This window comes from Photobacterium indicum (assembly GCF_003026215.1).
GTDB lineage: Bacteria > Pseudomonadota > Gammaproteobacteria > Enterobacterales > Vibrionaceae > Photobacterium > Photobacterium indicum.
Map to the genome: position 1 here is coordinate 570033 of NZ_PYOC01000002.1, position 19912 is coordinate 589944.

General features: G+C 40.5%; 17 protein-coding genes and 1 other annotated feature. Of the genes, 13 read left to right on the top strand and 4 right to left on the bottom strand.

What is annotated here, in order from left to right; genetic code table 11:
- Window position 1: 1 nt before the first annotated feature.
- The 5 genes from C9J47_RS08460 to C9J47_RS08480 all read left to right on the top strand — a co-directional run bounded on the left by C9J47_RS08460 (window position 2) and on the right by C9J47_RS08480 (window position 5306).
- Entirely contained in the window at window positions 2-1513 is a 1512-nt protein-coding gene (locus C9J47_RS08460; RefSeq protein ID WP_107253115.1) for an inactive transglutaminase family protein, read from the top strand.
- Window positions 1514-1516: 3 nt separating this feature from the next.
- Entirely contained in the window at window positions 1517-2503 is a 987-nt protein-coding gene (locus tag C9J47_RS08465; RefSeq protein WP_107253116.1) for an alpha-L-glutamate ligase-like protein, read from the top strand.
- Between the two features lie 141 nt (window positions 2504-2644).
- Entirely contained in the window at window positions 2645-3826 is a 1182-nt protein-coding gene (locus C9J47_RS08470) for a MalY/PatB family protein (RefSeq protein ID WP_107253117.1), read from the top strand.
- 72 nt (window positions 3827-3898) lie between these two features.
- The gene (locus C9J47_RS08475) at window positions 3899-4408 is read left to right on the top strand and encodes a VC2046/SO_2500 family protein (RefSeq protein WP_107253118.1); all 510 of its coding nucleotides are present in this window, start codon (window positions 3899-3901) and stop codon (window positions 4406-4408) included.
- Window positions 4409-4616: 208 nt separating this feature from the next.
- Window positions 4617-5306 (top strand): SDR family oxidoreductase, encoded by a 690-nt coding sequence (locus C9J47_RS08480; protein ID WP_245903386.1) that lies wholly within the window; start codon window positions 4617-4619, stop codon window positions 5304-5306.
- 87 nt (window positions 5307-5393) lie between these two features.
- Here C9J47_RS08480 and adhE read toward each other — a convergent pair whose 3' ends face one another.
- Window positions 5394-8102 (bottom strand): bifunctional acetaldehyde-CoA/alcohol dehydrogenase, encoded by a 2709-nt coding sequence (adhE, locus tag C9J47_RS08485; protein WP_107253120.1) that lies wholly within the window; start codon window positions 8100-8102, stop codon window positions 5394-5396.
- 749 nt (window positions 8103-8851) lie between these two features.
- Here adhE and C9J47_RS08490 point away from each other — a divergent pair.
- Together C9J47_RS08490 and C9J47_RS08495 are read left to right on the top strand one after the other, a co-directional pair.
- A complete protein-coding gene (locus C9J47_RS08490) occupies window positions 8852-9490 on the top strand; it encodes a YchE family NAAT transporter (RefSeq protein WP_006231168.1) in 639 nt (212 codons plus the stop codon).
- 252 nt (window positions 9491-9742) lie between these two features.
- The gene (locus C9J47_RS08495; RefSeq protein ID WP_107253121.1) at window positions 9743-10561 is read left to right on the top strand and encodes an ion transporter; all 819 of its coding nucleotides are present in this window, start codon (window positions 9743-9745) and stop codon (window positions 10559-10561) included.
- A 210-nt stretch (window positions 10562-10771) separates the two neighbouring features.
- Here C9J47_RS08495 and glpQ read toward each other — a convergent pair whose 3' ends face one another.
- Window positions 10772-11857 carry a glycerophosphodiester phosphodiesterase gene (gene glpQ, locus C9J47_RS08500; protein WP_107253122.1) on the bottom strand — a complete coding sequence of 362 codons (1086 nt, stop codon included), beginning with the start codon at window positions 11855-11857 and terminating at the stop codon, window positions 10772-10774.
- Window positions 11858-12260: 403 nt separating this feature from the next.
- Window positions 12261-13655: a cysteine--tRNA ligase gene (gene cysS / locus C9J47_RS08510; protein ID WP_107253124.1), complete on the bottom strand. Its 1395-nt coding sequence runs from the start codon at window positions 13653-13655 to the stop codon at window positions 12261-12263.
- A gap of 215 nt (window positions 13656-13870) precedes the next feature.
- Here cysS and C9J47_RS08515 point away from each other — a divergent pair, with 215 nt between their 5' ends.
- Together C9J47_RS08515 and lpxH are read left to right on the top strand one after the other, a co-directional pair.
- Complete coding sequence (locus C9J47_RS08515; protein ID WP_107253125.1) at window positions 13871-14368, top strand: peptidylprolyl isomerase; 498 nt, start codon at window positions 13871-13873, stop codon at window positions 14366-14368.
- A gap of 40 nt (window positions 14369-14408) precedes the next feature.
- Window positions 14409-15146 carry a UDP-2,3-diacylglucosamine diphosphatase gene (gene lpxH, locus C9J47_RS08520; protein ID WP_107253126.1) on the top strand — a complete coding sequence of 246 codons (738 nt, stop codon included), beginning with the start codon at window positions 14409-14411 and terminating at the stop codon, window positions 15144-15146.
- Between the two features lie 127 nt (window positions 15147-15273).
- Here the strand turns inward: lpxH and C9J47_RS08525 are convergent, their stop codons facing one another.
- Window positions 15274-16167 carry a sulfite exporter TauE/SafE family protein gene (locus C9J47_RS08525; RefSeq protein WP_107253127.1) on the bottom strand — a complete coding sequence of 298 codons (894 nt, stop codon included), beginning with the start codon at window positions 16165-16167 and terminating at the stop codon, window positions 15274-15276.
- Window positions 16168-16389: 222 nt separating this feature from the next.
- Here C9J47_RS08525 and C9J47_RS08530 point away from each other — a divergent pair, with 222 nt between their 5' ends.
- The 4 genes from C9J47_RS08530 (at window position 16390) to hisG (ending at window position 19910) form a co-directional block, all read left to right on the top strand.
- On the top strand, window positions 16390-17613 hold the full coding sequence (locus tag C9J47_RS08530) for an EAL and HDOD domain-containing protein (protein ID WP_107253128.1): 1224 nt from the start codon (window positions 16390-16392) through the stop codon (window positions 17611-17613).
- Between the two features lie 2 nt (window positions 17614-17615).
- Window positions 17616-18152, top strand: coding sequence for a YchJ family protein (locus tag C9J47_RS08535; protein WP_107253129.1), 537 nt, complete (start codon window positions 17616-17618; stop codon window positions 18150-18152).
- Between the two features lie 227 nt (window positions 18153-18379).
- Window positions 18380-18562: a hypothetical protein gene (locus C9J47_RS08540; protein WP_107253130.1), complete on the top strand. Its 183-nt coding sequence runs from the start codon at window positions 18380-18382 to the stop codon at window positions 18560-18562.
- 264 nt (window positions 18563-18826) lie between these two features.
- Window positions 18827-18962 (top strand) — a sequence feature (His leader region).
- A 51-nt stretch (window positions 18963-19013) separates the two neighbouring features.
- A complete protein-coding gene (gene hisG / locus C9J47_RS08545; RefSeq protein WP_107253131.1) occupies window positions 19014-19910 on the top strand; it encodes an ATP phosphoribosyltransferase in 897 nt (298 codons plus the stop codon).
- Window positions 19911-19912: the final 2 nt, after the last annotated feature.

The following is a 19912-nucleotide window of genomic DNA, read 5'->3' on the forward strand; positions in this document are numbered from 1 at the left end:
CATGACGTCAAGAATACCTTTTTACTTTATAGTTTCATTGCTCGTCTTTGCGGGTATTGCACTAAGCATGTACCGTCATGATGTGTATGGCGTACCTTGGACGCCAGGTGCTGAACGTGCCGTTTGGGAAGTAGAAGCACGCGTTGAATTCGATGCGATTGGTGATCCGGTTAAAATCTCAATGGCAGCACCTGAAACACAGCAGGGCTTCACATTAATTGATGAAAGTACGTCATCACCAGGTTACGGTGTTGCGTTAATTGATACCGATAAAGGTCGCCGTGCTGAATGGTCTATTCGTGAAGCAATGGGACAACAAATTCTGTATTACAAAACGCAGATGCTTATCGATGATCAGGCCAGTTATAAAGACACCCCTCCCAAGGGTGAGCCAATGATGGTTAGCTTAGATAACCCACAACAAACAGCTGCCACAGCATTGCTTGACCAAGCCCGCACTCGTTCTTCTGACAATCTGACTTTGACACGTGAATTGATTAAACAATTTAACGATAAACAAAATCAGAATGCAGGTTTGCTTCTCAACAACCTAAGCCGTGAAGAAGCCATTACTGGGCTACTTTCTTTAGAAAAAATTCATAGCCGTGTGGTTGGTGGACTTCAACTTGAAGACGGTCGTCGCCGCCAAAGCATTAATCCTATGGTTGAAGTATGGGATACCGCCTCTGAAAAGTGGGAGCTATTTGATCCTCTAACTGGTAACGAAGGTCGCCCTGATAACGTATTAGTATGGAATCAGCAAGGTCATTCATTATTGGATGTTGTTGGCGGTCGTAACTCACACATTAGTTTCTCAATCATTGCACAAGATATTACCCCTCAACAGGCAACAAGAGAAAAAGTACAGGCAGAAGACCTCTTAAACTTCTCGATTCATACGCTGCCGGTTGAAGAACAAGCAATGTTCAAAACCATCATGCTTGTGCCTATTGGTGCGCTAATTGTTGTTTTCCTGCGCGTTATCATCGGGCTAAAAACATCTGGTACATTCATGCCAGTATTGATCGCTGTCGCATTTGTACAAACGCAGTTGATCACTGGTATTATCGGCTTCTTATTGATTGTTGGCACTGGTCTAATAATTCGTAGTTACCTCTCTAAACTCAACTTACTTCTCGTCGCCCGAATATCCACGGTCATTATCTCGGTGATATTGATTATTTCAGTATTTACCGTTGTTGCCTTTAAGATTGGTTTAGTCGAAGGTCTAACGATTACGTTCTTCCCGATGATCATCCTATCGTGGACTGTAGAACGTATGTCTATTCTATGGGAAGAAGAAGGGGCAAAAGAAGTCTTCATTCAAGGTGGTGGTTCATTGTTAACGGCGGTTTTAGTCTATATCGCAATGACCAATGAGATTGTTCGTCACCTTACATTCAACTTTATCGGTATGCAGCTTATTATCATGGCTGTCATTCTAGTGCTCGGTAATTACACAGGCTATCGTTTAAGCGAACTTCGTCGATTCAAACCATTAACGGAGGACTAAACTATGTCTATATTGTCACAGTTCACCTCACCGTTTAAGCTGCGCGATCGCGGTATTATGGGCATGAATAAGCGGAATCATAGCTATATTGGTCGTTATAACGACCGGACGCTTTATCCGTTAGTTGATGACAAGTTAAAAACGAAAATTATCGCACAAGCAGCCGGTGCAACAGTCCCCGATCTGATTGGCGTCATTGATAGCCAAGTGTTCGTGAAACGTGTTCACGACATGGTTAAAAACTGGCCGGGATTTGTTATCAAACCAGCACAAGGCTCTGGTGGTAAAGGTATTCTTGTTATTATTAATCATAAAGATGGTATTTATACTAAGCCATCTGGTGCACAAATAAATAAACAAGATGTTGAGCGTCACGTTACCAATACACTGGCGGGGTTGTTCTCTCTGGGTGGTAAGAATGACGTAGCAATGATTGAAAACCTGATCCAATTTGATAATGTGTTCGATGGTTTCAGTTTTGAAGGTGTGCCTGATGTACGTGTCATCGTATTTAAGGGCTACCCTGTAATGGCGATGATGCGTTGTTCAACCGCAGCATCAGATGGTAAAGCAAACTTACACCAAGGTGCTGTTGGGGTCGGTATCGATATTGCGACAGGCAAAGCGGTACGTGCAGTGCAATTTAATCAACCGATTGAACACCACCCAGATACCGATCGATTGCTAAGCGAATTAGCGGTACCTAACTGGAGCAAGTTATTAACACTTGCAGCCAGTGCATGGGAAATGACAGGGTTAGGCTATTTGGGTACTGATATGGTACTTGATAAAAGCAAAGGCCCTATGGTGTTAGAACTCAATGCACGACCCGGTTTAGCGATTCAAATTGCCAATGGCTGTGGTTTATTACCTCGCTTGCAACATATCGAGCATTTAGGTATGACGGCTAAAATGCCGCCACCTGAAGACCGTGTTGCTTACGCCGCTGATCAGTTTGGTGTAAAACAACGTTCTAATCAAACAAGATAACCTGAACGTAAATCAAGAGTAATACCTAAGCCTCAGAGACTATCTGGGGCTTTTTTATATCTCAAAAATGTGCGAATAATATTACTTTCAACAAAGCCTAAGCAATTATTCATCTAGCTTTCAAAACAAATGGAATTCACTATGTCAGCAACTATATCTAATGCGTTATTTGACTCACATGTCGACCGCAAACAAACCAATAGCATAAAGTGGGATAAATATGAGAATGAAGATATCTTACCCATGTGGATCGCTGACAGTGATTTTCGTGTACCTAAAGAAATAACAGAAGCATTACAAGAACATATCAATCATGGTGTTTTTGGCTATGGTAAACCCCCTGCTCGTTTAACTGAATTACTCGTTGAGCGTATGAAAACGTTATACAACTGGGATATTCAACCCGAGTGGATTGTATTCTTACCCGGTCTAGTATGTGGCCTTAATCTCGCAGTGCGTTCACTAACAGAAGCACATCAAAGTGTGATTACGCCAAGGCCAATTTATCCTCCATTTGTATCATCCATTAAACTAGCGCAACGTACTGCTTCATACGCGCCAGTCACATTGCAAGATAAACGCTGGTTAATCGACTTTACACAAGTGGAAACCGCTCCAGAGTCCAAGCTTCTCTTGTTCTGTAACCCATTAAACCCTGGTGGAACGGTATATCGTCGCAACGAATTAGAACAAATATTAACGTTCACTGAAAAAAATGACTTATATGTATGTTCCGATGAAATTCATTGCGATTTAATTCTAGATACGGATGTAAAACACATACCGTTTGCAAGTTTGAATAAAAGCGCCGAGCAACGGTCTGTCACGTTAATAGCACCCAGCAAAACCTTCAATATCGCAGGTCTTGGAGCATCAATGGCTATCATTCCAAATTCTGCTCTGCGTAATAAATTCAATAAAGTGCGAGCGGGAATAGTACCCGATGTTAATGTACTCGCCTATACCGCTGCACAAGCGGCTTATGAAAGCGGACAGCCATGGTTAGAGCAACAACTTGCCTACTTACGGCAAAACCGTGGCACGCTAACAGCTGCCATCAACTGCATGCCTTATTTAACGATTCAGCACATTGAAGCCACCTATTTAGCATGGATTGATGCTTCAGCGTTACCTGTCACAAGCCCTTTTAAATTCTTTGAGCAGGCAGGTGTTGGTCTTTCTCCTGGAGCCGATTTTGGTGATCCAAAATTTGTACGGTTAAACTTTAGCTGTACCCATGAAACGCTTGTTGAAGCGCTACGCCGCATGAGTGTAGCCATTGCTACACTAGAAAAAGATACAATTGAATCATTTCATAAATAATGAATATTTAGACTAAAGTTCTGCTATAACAGTCCGATAAAGAGATACTTTAACAAGGAATCTCTTATAGCGATGCAAGTCCACACTTTAGATAAAGCACAGTTAATTAACGAAGTGCAGCTTGGTAACCAACTCAACCATGCGGTTGAAGGTGGTCGCCGTGCTGATTTTGCGTTAATGCTCGCTTTTCTATCACCGGATCATCTAGAGAGAACCCCCGTAGACCCAGCACCAGCTTCAGAACAAACAGAAGCAGATCTACGCGCATATTTTGAACTACCCGACCCGCAACCGCTAACAAGTACTGAGTATTGTTATGATCGCGCAGCCGCTCAAGCAGATGCTTTTCATAACGGAGGTTTAAGTAGCTCGCAATTTCTTCATGAATTAAAGCCAACAGCACTTACTTTCCCCCCACTAGGTACAAAAGGTATGCCCGAAGAGTTGTACCATAATCTATCTGGTCACGAACGCCGTAAATTACCGCCAACGGAAGATGCAACCATTCAAGCATCACCACAAGATTTGTATTTATCATTGATACAATCAAAACGCTATGCAGAAATGTATCATTCAGCATAATGCTACCTACTCTTCCAGCATTCGTTAGATAAATATTTATTTCGTGACAGTCATCATAGCTTTGATACCTCCCAAAGGAAGCATCTTCACACTTTACTAACATTTATTAACAGAGTCTCATTATATGCGTGTCTTTTCACATTCAATCAATTGAAAAGGCGTCAGTATATTCAAATAACGTTAGTAATTTATAAGCTGGATGGTAGGAATGGATATTGCGAACTCAGTTATTTTAATAACCGCAGCAGGCAATCCGATGGGAAAAGCAATTTCAATGCACTTTGCCTCCCTAGGTGCACAACTTGCTTTACTTGACACTAATCCATCTACACTAAAACAGACCTATGAGGCATGCCTCGCAATTGGTGGTTCTTGCGAACAATTTTTGCTAATAAGTAAAGATGAAAACACCATCATGCATGCAATCAATGATGTGCATAATCATTTTGGGGCAATCGATATACTTGTCAATTATTGGTTGGGGGAAGATCTTCCAAGCTTATTCAGTGATGGTTCTGTTGATAAATTTTGCCGCTCAATGACAAAAGGGGCGACAACATTTTTCATTTTTGGCAAACAAGCCGCTAACTACATGCGAAAAAACAACAGCAAGGGTCTAATAATTAATCTTGCAGCTCATCAATTCAATACTCAATCCACCATAACCTCTGGTTCCAAAGCGATGATTTCAGGTTTAACACAGAGTTGGGCATCAGAACTTGCTGAATTTAATATTCGGGTTGGTGGGGTTGTACCTATGTGCTTCAGCCACGAAGCAAATAACCCGCAAGGCAATTTATTAAACCAACACCTTCAATACGAAATAGTAAGAAGTGCTGAGTATATTGTGTCAAATGATTATTTTAATGGAAGAATGATCGAAGCCGAAGTGGGATAAGCAAATGTACCCTAGCGATGAAAACTCCCTCCATAAAAAAACCCGCCAAATTGGCGGGTTTAATAATCATGATTCGCTATTTAAGAATTAAGCTTTAGCTGCTTCTTTCTTTGCTTTCACTTTTTCTACTTTTTCAGCAACTACTGCTACAGGCTCAGACTTCTTAATTACAGTCGTACCTTCGAAAGTTTCACCTTCGATATACGGAGTACCGTAGTAAGCAGACGTTAGTACTTCTTTCAGCTCGCTGATAAGAGGGTAACGTGGGTTAGCACCTGTACATTGGTCATCGAACGCTTCAACAGACAGTTGGTCTAGTTTCGCTAGGAAATCAGCTTCTGGAACACCCGCAGCTTGAATTGATAGCGGGATATCTAGTGCAACTTTCAGTTCTTCTAACCATGTTAGTAGGCGCTCAATCTTCTGAGCAGTACGGTCACCAGCTTGAGATAGACTCAAGTGATCAGCAACTTCTGCATAACGACGGCGAGCTTGTGGGCTTGCATACTGAGAGAACGCAGTTTGCTTCGTTGGGTTATCGTTCGCGTTGTAACGAATTGTGTTAGAAATCAACAATGCGTTAGCTAGGCCGTGTGGTACGTGGAACTCTGCACCCACTTTGTGAGCCATTGAGTGACACACACCTAAGAAAGCATTCGCAAACGCAATACCAGCGATAGTTGCAGCATTGTGAACTTTCTCACGAGCGATTGGGTCAGCAGCACCATTTGCGTAGCTTGATGGTAGGTATTCTTTAAGCATCTTAAGCGCTTGTAGAGCTTGACCATCTGAGTATTCGTTCGCCAGAACAGAAACGTAAGCTTCTAGTGCGTGAGTAACTGCATCGTAACCACCAAATGCTGTTAGCGACTTAGGCATGTTCATTACTAAGTTTGCATCAACGATAGCCATTTGAGGTGTTAATTCATAATCAGCTAGTGGGTACTTAGCACCCGTCTTATCGTCTGTAACAACAGCGAAAGGTGTTACTTCAGAACCTGTACCAGATGTAGTAGTAATACATACTAGCTCGGCTTTTTTACCCATTTTAGGGAACTTGTAAATACGTTTACGGATATCCATAAAGCGCATTGCTAGTTCTTCAAAGTGAGTTTCTGGGTGTTCGTACATAACCCACATGATCTTCGCAGCATCCATCGGAGAACCACCACCAAGTGCGATGATTACGTCAGGCTGGAAGCTCTTCATTGCTTCAGCACCTTTCTCAACAACTGATAGCGTTGGATCAGCTTCTACGTCGAAGAAAGTGTGAACTTCAATGCCTTGAGCTTTAAGTAGTTTAACAACATCATCAGCATAACCGTTGTTGAATAGGAAACGGTCAGTAACTAGAAATGCACGTTTCTTGTCTTCTAGATCGCTCATTGCGATTGGAAGGCTACCACGACGGAAGTAAATTGACTTAGGTAGTTTATGCCACAACATATTCTCAGCTCGCTTCGCTACAGTTTTCTTGTTGATAAGGTGCTTAGGACCTACGTTCTCAGAGATAGAGTTACCACCCCATGAACCACAACCAAGAGTTAGAGAAGGTGCCACGTTAAAGTTGTAAAGGTCACCGATACCACCATGAGTAGTCGGGATGTTTACAAGAATACGTGCAGTCTTCATCTTGTCGCCGAAGTACTTAATACGATCTTTGTTTACATCTTGGTTAGTATATAGACCAGATGTGTGACCGATACCGCCGATATCAACCATAGTACAAGCTTGCTCTACCGCATTTTCAAAAGAAGTTGCGCGGAACATACCTAACGTTGGAGATAGTTTTTCGTGTGCAAATTCGTCTTCGTGCTTAACTTCAACGCCTTCACCGATAAGGATCTTTGTATCAGCAGGAACAGTAACACCCGCCATTTCAGCAATTTTAGTTGCTGGCTGACCAACGATATCTGCGTTTAGGTTACCGTTGATAAGTAAGATTTTACGTACTTTATCAGCTTCAGCTTTAGACAAGACATAACCGTTGTGAGATGCAAAACGTGCTTTCACTTCGTCATATACTTCGTCCATAACGATAACTGCTTGCTCAGAAGCACATACAACACCGTTATCGAATGTCTTAGACATAAGTACAGATGCTACAGCACGCTTAATATCAGCAGTTTCATCAATAACTACAGGCACGTTACCCGCACCAACACCGATAGCTGGTTTACCCGAAGAGTAAGCCGCTTTAACCATACCTGGACCACCAGTCGCAAGAATAAGGTTAATATCGTCATGCTTCATTAATGCATTTGAAAGTTCAACTGAAGGCTGATCAATCCAACCGATGATATCTTTTGGCGCACCAGCAGCAACAGCAGCATCAAGCACTAATTTAGCAGCATCATTTGTTGAGTTTTTAGCACGCGGGTGTGGAGAGAAGATAATTGCGTTGCGTGTTTTAAGAGAGATAAGAGATTTGAAGATTGCAGTAGATGTTGGGTTCGTAGTTGGTACGATACCACAAATGATACCTACTGGTTCTGCGATAGTCATGGTGCCGAACTCTTCGTTCTCTTCCAAAATACCGCAAGTTGGTTCGTCTTTGTATTTGTTGTAGATAAATTCTGAAGCGAAGTGGTTTTTGATAACCTTATCTTCAACAATACCCATACCAGACTCAGCTACAGCTTGTTGAGCTAGAGGAATACGTGCGTTGTTCGCCGCTAGAGAAGCAGCACGAAAGATTTTATCAACTTGCTCTTGAGAGAAAGTTGCAAACTCTTGTTGAGCAGCTTTTACGCGGGCAACCATTGCATCTAGTTCAGCCATATTTGTAACAGGCATAGTTAACTCCTAACTTAATATTGAAAATTCTTTAGTAAGGATACGTCTTAAATCCTTTAAGGCGGCTGGATGGAAGCTTATTGTTTCAACAATCCCGCAACACACATACTTAGTAAATTGCTTTCAAAACTGATTATAAAATTTCACACTGCGAATTAATTTGATTTAGATCACTTGTAATCCAAAAGGAGTAATTTTTGTCAACTTTTGATCTCAAAAAGACCAAATCAATAAGTTACAGCCAAAAATACGACCTATAACCTTTTTAAAAGTAAGTAAAACAAAATAAACCTTCAAAACCTGCGGAAATATTACGTAATATTTATACATAGTATGTAAAAAACGTTATCAGTTGTGACAATAATCACATTTTTAATCGCTGAGTGATTAAACTTTGTTTCATATTTACTAGCACGAACATTACCCACTTAGAGTAATACAGTTCGCCTTAAATTTACAGCCTGTTAACAAGGAACAAAATCATTAGAATGTTTATTGTTAGATATAACAATTTTTAATTGGTGGATTTATCTTCTTTAGCTTAAAGTGTTGCTGATTGGCAGAGACTCGGATAAATCATCACTATACAATAGTGATTCATTCCTCATTCTCCCTTATGTTCTTGTGTTTTATGCCTTCAATTAACTGTTATCAAAGCAGAATTAATGAATGCGAATAGAGAATATAAATGCAAATCGTGAGCAAGAAGTACGCTTCTTTTTTATTAACGTTTGTCTAATGGTCAAACAATGCAGTCACTAGAATTCGCCATTTTTTTACAATTTTTCGTCGGTTTAATTGCAGCAGTAAACCCTATCGGCATCATGCCTATTTTCGTTACTTTAACGGCTCATATGGGGCCTGAAGAAAGAAACAAAACCGCATTTACTGCCAATATAGCTGTCGCAATTATTTTGACTGTATCTCTACTTGCAGGTCAATTTCTGCTTGATATGTTCAGCATTTCGCTCGATTCTTTTCGGGTAGCTGGCGGCTTATTATTACTCACAATTGCCTTCTCAATGATGAGTGGTAAACTCGGTGAAGATAAACAGAACAAGCAAGAGAAATCAGAATCCGCGAGCAGAGAGCAGATTGGTGTCGTCCCCCTTGCCATGCCTTTAATGGCTGGTCCCGGTGCGATTAGTTCAACTATCGTATATGGTTCTCGCTTCCCTGGTATCCCTAATACGCTTGGTATTGCCGCTACAATTATCGCGTTTGCGTTCTGTTGTTGGCTATTATTTAGAGCGGCACCTATTATTGTTCGATTCTTAGGTCAAACAGGCATCAACGTTATTACCCGTATTATGGGCTTAATATTAGCGGCTTTAGGTATTGAGTTTATAGCAACAGGCTTAAGAGCACTGTTTCCAGGCTTAAGTTGATAGTTAGTGCAGTACAGGCGCTGAATAGTCTGAAATTTGATTAAAAAAAGGGCTGCCAATTAGGTAGTCCTTTTTATATATGGTGAATTCTAACTTATTCATTATATACACAAGTCACTCTGAATCCTGCACCTTGAGGTGGCTTAGATATACTATAATAAACCTCACCTTTTACTGATGCCTAACCGTGAGTGCTAAATAGCCTTTCGACATAAAACATCATTTTTATTTAACGCTTAGTGAAGAACGAACATGGCAGCACTTACTCAACGACAAAAAATATATCAAGTCATTTTTGGTACTAGTACGCGAGCTGGTCAAAACTTCGATATAGCCTTAATCATTGCAATATTAAGCTCTGAAGCCATACTCATTTTATCGTCAGTCTCAGCAGTAGAAACACGCTTTCCTGATACGTTATTATATGCAGAGTGGCTGTTTACTATATTATTTACAATTGAATATATTACTCGATTGTATTGCTCCCCTAAACCGATTGCTTATGCCCGTAGTTTTTACGGCATCATAGATTTACTGGCAATTATTCCGGCCTACATTGCCTTTTTCATACCCGGTTCTAATTACCTACTGATTATTCGCCTTATAAGAGTATTGCGAATATTCCGAATACTTAAATTGGCGCGTTATCTAAGAGATTCCAATATCTTGCTGCGTTCTTTAAGACAAGCACAACGTAAGATATTCGTCTTTTTTAGTTCAGTACTCATTCTAGTGACAGTATTTGGTTCGTTAATGTTTGTTATCGAAGGGCCCGACAACGGCTTCACCAGCATTCCACAGAGTATCTACTGGGCAATAGTAACCATAACCACCGTAGGATATGGCGATATGATTCCCCACACAGTTATGGGGAAAGCGTTGGCTTCTCTTACCATGCTATTAGGTTATTCAATCCTTGCGGTACCTACAGGCATCATAACAGCTGAACTCAGCCAAGAAATGAAAACGCATCGCGAGTTTATTCGCTGTCCAAACTGTGCCACCAGCGGTCATGAAACAGATGCGGAATACTGTAAAAAGTGCGGAACGAAACTGCCGGAACATTTATAAGATGAATGTTACATGTTTGTGTGGACTTGCTTTATTTCACGGCTAAAATTAAATAGAGAGCAGCCAACAAAGCTGTAACATAAAAAAAGACAATACGTTTACTGTTTACTTAAACACAGCTGCGATATTGTCTTTTTTGTTTTTATATTCAGCTTGATGCGTTAAATGCTACCTAGGTTGAACGCCCACTGGTTATCAAAACCAATTTATTTACTGCTTTTCAGTAGCTAGATAATTTACCGCTTTATCAGGAAAATCAGTAAATACACCATCAACATTGGCTGTGTTGTAGAAAATATCTAACATGTCGTCAAAGTTATTGGCATACGTTGGAATTCTACCTTGGTCAGCGCGGAATGTGTACGGATGTACTTTCATCCCTTCAGCATGGGCAGCTTTAACCAACCCTGTTAATTGAATATTACCTTTAGAGGATTTATCTGATACAACCATTGGTTTCCATGGTCCGATACCATCAGCATACTTAGCAACTTGCTTCATCCCTTCTTTTTTAAACATCCAATCATAGCTGTAAGGCTGTGAATTGCCTTTGTTGTCATACACCATGGTTTCATTCCAATCGGTGTACGCCATTAACTGAATTAACTTCAAATCCATATTCATTGCTGGCATTAATTCTTCATGAATACGTTTGAGCTCATTAAAGTCAAAGGTTTGCAGATACACATTGCTGTCTTTATCGGTATAGCCATACTCTTTCAGCACTTTTAATACCGCTTTACTGATATCTTTTCCTTCATGGCGGTGAAACCAAGGCGCTTTAATTTCAGGGTAAATACCAATGTCATAACCCAAGGATTTATTCAAACCTTGGATCATTTCAATTTCTTCTTCAAAAGTCGGGACTTTAAAATCTGACTTCCACATTGGGTAGCGTTCAGGGAAACCTTGAACCTGCTTGCCCTCTTTGTCGACATTGAACCCTTCAGTTACGCTCAGCTGCTTAATCTCAGCAAGGGTAAAGTCTATCGCGTAATATCTTCCATCGTTACGTGCTCGATCTGGAAACTTTTGCGCGACATTAGTAACACGATCAAGATAATGATCATGAAGCACGACAAGTTTATCGTCTTTTGTCATAACAACATCTTGTTCAATGTAGTCAGGCTTCATAGCATACGCCATCGCCTTTGCAGCCAAGGTGTGTTCAGGCAGGTACCCCGATGCACCGCGGTGGGCAACAACGACTTTACCTGTTTCAGATGCTGATTGAGCAAAAAATGGGGACATAAGTAAGGTGCTACTAATAGCAGCGGTAAGCCATAGCTTTTTCATTATTATTTTCCTTAATAATCAATACTTATCCTTCACGATATGAAAAGGGAGGGAACAAGTATGAGTAAGATAAACCACGGAAAGAATAATAAAGATTTCCTTCTATTTAGCTTCGATTGAATATACTAATTGTGATCAGTTTCGCTCGAAATCGAACATTTATGCTTCGAATGGTGACACCGGATCCATAATCAAAATATCGTTCTTAAAGCAAAATAGTGCATCTATATTTTTATATCCTGTTTTTTCGTGCTTCCGCTTATCAAAAACAATAATAAAAACAGCGATGAAAACAAAAAAATGACATAAAAAAACCGAAGCCAATGCTTCGGTTTTCAATTTATCTTCTAACTCATTGGCTTACACAGCGATTACCCAATATGTAATCGCTGACGTACTGCAATTACTTACGGCGCCAAGTTGTTCCTTGCGGACCATCTTCTAGAATAATCTTCATAGCAAGTAGCTTATCACGAGCAGCATCGGCGGCAGCCCAATCTTTTGCTGCGCGAGCATCAAGACGTTGTTGAATTAAACTTTCAATTTCTGCTACATCATCTTGGCCAGCGCCACCTTGAAGGAAAGCTTCTGGGTCTTGCGATAATAAACCTAGAATATCAGCTAGCTCACGTAAACGTGCACCTAATGCTGATGCTTGTGCAATGTTGTCGGCAATTGTTTCATCAGCCTTTAGACGGTTGATTTCACGAACCATATCAAATAATACGGAGTACGCTTCAGGAGTATTAAAGTCATCATTCATTGATGCAGTAAAGCGCGTAACAAACTCTTCGCCGCCTACTGCTTGCGCAGTCAAATCCAAACCACGTAATGATGTGTATAAACGCTCTAGTGCCGAGCGTGCTTGTTTCAGGTTCTCTTCACTGTAGTTCAATTGGCTACGGTAATGACCCGACATCAAGAAGTAACGTACACTTTCTGCGTCATAATGACCGAGTACATCGCGAATAGTGAAAAAGTTACCTAAAGATTTAGACATCTTTTCACGATCAACCATTACCATGCCACTGTGCATCCATGTATTCACATATTGCGAACCCGTTGCACAGCATGATTGTGCAATTTCGTTTTCATGGTGTGGAAATTGTAAATCTGAACCGCCACCGTGAATATCGAAATGATCACCTAGAATTGCAGAGTTCATTGCTGAACATTCAATGTGCCAACCCGGGCGACCTGCACCCCAAGGTGATTCCCAAGTAGGCTCACCAGGCTTAGACATTTTCCACAATACGAAATCAAGAGGGCTACGCTTAGCCATATCAATATCAACACGAGCACCCGCTTGAAGCTGGTCTAGATCTTGCCTAGATAGGCGACCATATTCTTCAAACTTGCTTACTTCGAACATAACATCACCGTTGCTCGCCACGTATGCAAAGCCACGTTCAATCAAGCGCTCGCACATGGTAATAATTTCAGCGATGAATTCTGTTGCACGCGGTTCAATATCTGGACGTTTCATGCCTAAAGCATCAAAGTCTTTATGCATTTCACCAATTAAACGTTCGGTTAAAGAATCACAACTTTCGCCATTTTCAGCCGCACGCTTGATAATTTTGTCATCGATATCAGTAATATTTCGAACAAACGTTAAATCGTAACCAGAGTATCGCAGGTAACGAGAAACAACATCGAAAGACACAAATGTACGACCATGCCCAATGTGACATAAATCGTAAATGGTTACCCCACAGACATACATGCCTACTTTACCAGGCTGAATGGGTTTGAATTCCTCTTTCTGTTTTGTCAGTGAGTTATAGATCTTCAACATGCTTCGTACGTACTCATTTAATGGGTGTCGATATAAGAGAAGTAATTATACCCAAACATCGTCAAGATGCGAGTTTCAGTGTGAATTTATTGGCTTCTAGCACAATGACTCACTGTATTTTTATCACCATTTGAAACATCAAAATTTGTATGAATAGGTACTAGTAAGTTAGACTTCAAAGTCTAAGCATATACAATCCATTAAAGGACAATCTCATGGTAACGCTTCACACTACTTTTGGTGACATCAAGATTCAACTTAACACAGAAAAAGCGCCTGAAACGTGTGCAAACTTCCTACAATATTGCCGTGACGGTTTCTACAACGGTACGCTTTTCCACCGTGTAATTGATGGTTTCATGATCCAGGGCGGCGGTATGTCTTCTGGTATGGTTGAGAAAGAAACACGTGAAACAATCAAAAACGAAGCAAGCAATGGCCTAAGCAACAAAGTGGGTACACTTGCTATGGCACGTACAATGGAACCGCATTCTGCAAGCTCTCAGTTTTTCATCAACGTTAACGACAACAAATTCCTAGACTTTAAATCAGCAACGCCTGATGGTTGGGGTTACTGTGTATTTGCTGAAGTTATTGAAGGTATGGACGTTGTAAACAAGATCAAAGCTGTTTCTACTGGTAACAGCGGCTACGTTCACCAAGACGTGCCAGTTGAAGACGTTGTAATCAACGACGTAACAATCGAAGAATAATCTTTGATTAGGGTGAGCGTTTGCTCACCCTCTTTCTATTATGACTACTCTCTTTATTGCAGATTTGCACCTCAGCGCTGAACGTACAGATATCACCGATTGTTTTCTTCACTTCATGCAACATGAAGCAAGAAACATTGATGCGCTCTATGTACTCGGCGATTTATTTGAAATGTGGATTGGAGATGACGATAACTCACCTTTCCTGCAACAGATAAAGCACGCATTCAAACAGCTCACAGACTCAGGCGTGCCTTGCTACTTCATTTATGGTAACCGTGATTTTTTAATTGGGTCACGTTTTTGCCAAGAAACCGGCATGACATTATTACCTGAACACACTGTTATCGACCTTTACGGTACACCCACGTTAATCCTTCATGGCGATACACTTTGCATTGAAGATGAGGATTATCTACGTTATCGAAAAAGAGTGCATAACCGTTTCATTCAATGGCTATTTTTCTGTTTACCTTTAACGTATCGCCAAAAAGTTGGGGATAAGATTCGTAGTGGTAGCAGTAAAAATAATAAAGAAAAAACAACCAGTATTATGGATGTAACGCCAGATGAAGTCGTACGATTAATGGCAGAACAAAACGTTGTTGATATGATCCATGGTCATACTCACCGTCCTGATGTACACCATATTGAGGTTAATGGAAAATCCGCAACCCGTACGGTTTTAGGTGATTGGTATCATCATGGTTCCGTTTTAGTATGTACTCCTGACGGCTGTAAACTTGAAACGCGTGATTTCAACGAAAAAGTACAATAACGGGAATACATCTTGTATCACAACGCTAGACCAATAAAAGGTACGCCATAACGTACCTTTTATTGTTTTATATCGGATATTTTTTATAGCTAATATCGTTTATAGCGGAAAAATGGTGTCGCAGGTACTAACCAGCAGATGCTTCAGTACGCAGACTGGTGCGCTCTTTTGTCCATGAACGATACATTGTCGCTGAAGTATAAAGTACAACAGCAGTCACTAACCAAGCCAACACATGCATATCTAATGACTTCACTAAATACGCCGCAATAACCACACCAATCGGCCCAGTAATAGCCACTACAATCGCTGCACGGCTATTAATTCGATTCATACGAATAAAGCTGCTAGCAGAGAAAAAGCTTAAAAATGCACAAGAACACATCATAATAGGAAAAGCAGCCAGCGGGTGCATGCCCAGTAAATAAACCATTACCATACACGGTGCATATAAACCAATGCCAACGGTCATTAGTGCACCAAATAAGAAGTTACCAATAATACCAATGGCTAATTTCCAACCAGTTAACCCCAAGCTCATCCCACCTAAAGGAAACAGCTTTAACTGCCCCGCAAGCATTAACCCTGCAACAATGAGTAAAGCAATGCACATAACAAGGCGAATGACTTGTCTATCCCAACTAGACACTAAACGAGCCCCCCATGTTGCGCCTAAACAAGCAGCAATGACAAGGCTGACTAAGGTCGTTGAATCAACATCTACAGCCGTTAAAAAGATCAACGATTGTACAACGGTTGCTAAAACAGCTTGGCAATTCAACGTGCCGGGTAACAACTGATCATCAATAAGCTTAAATTGTTTATAACCTGCCGTTTTTATAGCAAAACTACCAACACCTAATGTGTCGCAAAAGTTGGCAAAGCCACCAATAAAAGCAATAGGAAGTATTCTTGTTTGCGCCTCATGCGCTCGGTTTTTACGCCATGATAAAAAAAGCATAGCAATAAACACGCCTCCTCCTACAAGCAATCCCGCTTGTAGCAAGGTAAATATATTCATTTAAAGTACAATATGTTGAAAAAGGAAAAATATTATCTATTAATGCCTATAATCAGTCTTTGTCCTATATCATTGTCTTAATTTGTAATGAACATCACATTGAGTATTGATAGTAATTTGTAATATAACTAATCAAATGATTCTATTCACTAGCATTATTAATGGGTACAATTGGCATTGTTTTCCTATTCATTTCCTTCATATTGGTTATACGAAAAGCACATGCATTCATACCTAGCACGGCAACCTATTCTAAATAAAGACAAAGTAACCGTCGGGTACGAATTACTTTTTCGTGATGGCCCAAATAACTGCTTCCCTGATGTTGAAGATGAGCTCGCAACCAATCGTTTATTGATCAATAATTTTTTCACTTCAGGGTCATCACAAGTCACTGCGGGTAAAAAAGCCTTCGTAAATTTCCCAGAATCAAGCCTTCTTCAAAGAACGCCTCTTCTTTTTCCCAAGCAAAGCTTTGTGATTGAAATTCTGGAAAGTTGCACCCCTTCGGATGCATTACTAGAAGCGGTAATTGAGCTCTATAAAAAAGGCTACACGCTGGCATTAGATGACTTTGTTCCAAGTAAAGATTGGCTACGTTTTTTACCTTTCATCCATATTATTAAATTTGATATCCGTGCGATACCAATAAGTAGAACGCGCTTTTTTATACAAAAATATAAGAAAAATAATATTAAGTTTTTAGCAGAAAAGGTCGAAACGTATGCTGAATTCATTGAAGCTAGTGATGCTGGATTTGATTTTTTCCAAGGCTTCTTTTTCAGTAAGCCCGAAATGATACAAAGTAAGTCGCTGAAACCATCAGCTTTAACAACAATGCAGCTCTATCAAGAAATATGCTTACCACAGGTTAACTTTGATAAAGTTGAAAAAATTATAGCCACCGATGTATCACTGTCATACAAATTGCTTCGCCATGTAAACACTATTACATCGTCAAAGTCGAAGCCTATTTCATCGTTCAAACAGGCATTAATCTATTTAGGTGAAGAAAAATTACGCCGCTTTATTTCTTTTGTCGCTGCATCTCATGCTTTGGCGGAAAAACCCCAATCGTTATATAGTCTCTCCTTACAAAGAGCTAACTTTTGTGAGCGTTTAAGTGTGCTCATAACACCCAAAATAGTGAGTAATCAGGCTTTTTTAACGGGTTTATTTTCACTGCTTGATTCATTACTTGATCAATCAATTGAAGAGCTAATTGAACAGCTGCCTTTAAACGCGGGAATTCAAGCTGCACTAGTGAGTAAAACAGGACCTCTCGGTATAATACTTAAATTAGCCATCGCTTATGACCAAGCAAACTGGGATAAAGTCTCCCTCTACAGTAAAGAACTTGGAATTGATGAAACAAACGTTGCAGAGGTCTATGTTGAGTCATTAAAATGGTCGGCAATTATAGAGAAATCATCAGCGACCAAATAATCATGTCTAACCCAATCACGTTATGCCCATGTGGTAGCAAGAAACAATTTGCTGAATGTTGTCAGCTAATACATCAATCAGCCGCATCAGCGACACACCCTGAACAAATTATGCGCGCGCGTTACAGTGCACACGTTCTAGGTCTTGTTGATTTTGTTGTTGCTACCTACCACCCAAGTTGTGAAGCAGAGCAACACCGCGAAGCAATTGCAGATTCAGTTCACTCAAAATGGCTTGGACTTCAAGTTATAAACAGTGAGATTGCAGACAATGGTGAAGGCTTTGTTGAATTCAGAGCCATGTATCAAGATGGAAAGGAGCAATATACGCTTCATGAACGTTCTCGTTTTCTGCAAGAAAAAGTCAATGGAGAACAGCAATGGTTCTATATCGATGGCGATTATCCTGAAAACCACACTGTAGAAGAAACTGCAGAAACGCCACCCGCGATTCAACCAGCAGTAAGTACCAAAACCATTGGACGCAATGACCCTTGCACCTGTGGCAGTGGTAAGAAATTCAAAAAATGTTGCGGATAACCGCAGCAACTGAAATACATCATCCGTCTTAAAACATCCTAGAGATCAGCGTTAGCAGATCTCTTTACTTACTTCTTTGCTTATCCCGCCCTCAACATTATTTCTCTGCACAAAAGCCGCCTAGCATTTCATTGATGCACACAAAAAAACAGCACAAAAAACACTCAAGTTGTTCACTAATATGCCGACACGTCCTATACAACATCTATAAACGTGGAGGGAAAGACATGATCAATACCAACAACAATCTGCCGCGAACTGCACAGAAACAGCTCAAAAAAGTCACTCAATCAACCATGCTCATTGATCGCCACCAGCGGGTTGAAACCAAACAAGAAGACACATCCGAAGAACCTGAAAAACAACAAGCAAATAAACATAAAAAAGGGTTATTAGATATTTATGTTTGATAGGCGCGTTAACTAACATACACACTGCTACACTTTTGTTAATACAATTCTAGAACCTCCTCACGGGATACCCTGTATCTCCGTGAGAAATCCAGCACAAAGAAGAACTTTAGTCGGTATAAATAATGAATTCACTATTTACATAAAATTAATGTTGCAAATTCTAATTAGCTTCGTTAGTGTGAATACCAAGCATTACACACTAGTGCATTCAGTAACTATCCATACAGAGTAAATAATTATGCGTATCACAATGGTAAACCTACATCACCATCATCATCCTGACTAGTCTTTCGGGAGGATACGCCTCACTCTGGAAGATAGCCAAAAACTCTTCCAGTGTTTGATAAAATAAAGAATTCAAACCCTCGGAGAGCAACGCTTCCGAGGGTTTTTGCGTTTTAGAGCTTTAAAATACTAACTTTACAGAATTGGATTAAGGAATATGACCATGCAAACACAACGATTAAGAATTGCGATTCAAAAGAAAGGACGTCTGAGTAAAGAGTGCCAAGATTTACTTAAGCGTTGCGGTGTTAAATTCAACATGATGGGTGAGCGCCTAGTGGTTCACTCTGAAAATATGCCTATCGACCTACTCCTTGTTCGTGATGATGACATTCCTGGTCTTATCATGGATGGTGTTGTTGACCTTGGGGTTATTGGTGAGAATGAGCTAGAAGAAGTGGGACTAGAACGTGCAGCTCGCAATGAACCATCTGATTATAAAAAGCTTCGTCGTTTAGATTTTGGTGGCTGTCGCTTATCTATCGCTATAGACAAAGATGCAACGTATAACGGACCACAAGATCTGCAAGGTAAGCGTATCGCAACAACCTACCCTCAACTTGTTAAGCGTTATATGGACGAACAAGGCGTTACATTCAGCCCTTGTATGCTAAATGGCTCAGTTGAAGTCGCTCCTCGCGCTGGACTAGCCGATGCGATTTGTGATCTTGTATCAACAGGGGCAACACTGGAAGCTAATGGGCTAAAAGAAGCCGCGGTTATTCTTCGTTCTAAAGCCGTACTGATTCAATGCACTGCCGATCTGGGTGCTGAAAAACAAGCGCTAATTGACCGTTTATTAACACGTATGCAAGGTGTTATTCAGGCAAAAGAATCAAAATACATCATGCTACATGCACCAACAGATCGTCTTGAGCAAATTAAAATGCTGCTACCTGGTGCTGAAGATCCAACCGTATTACCACTATCACAAAATAACAACCGCGTAGCCGTTCATCTTGTCAGTACTGAAAACTTATTCTGGGAAACAATGGAACAATTAAAAGAATTAGGGGCGAGCTCTATTCTAGTACTGCCAATTGAAAAAATGATGGAGTAACA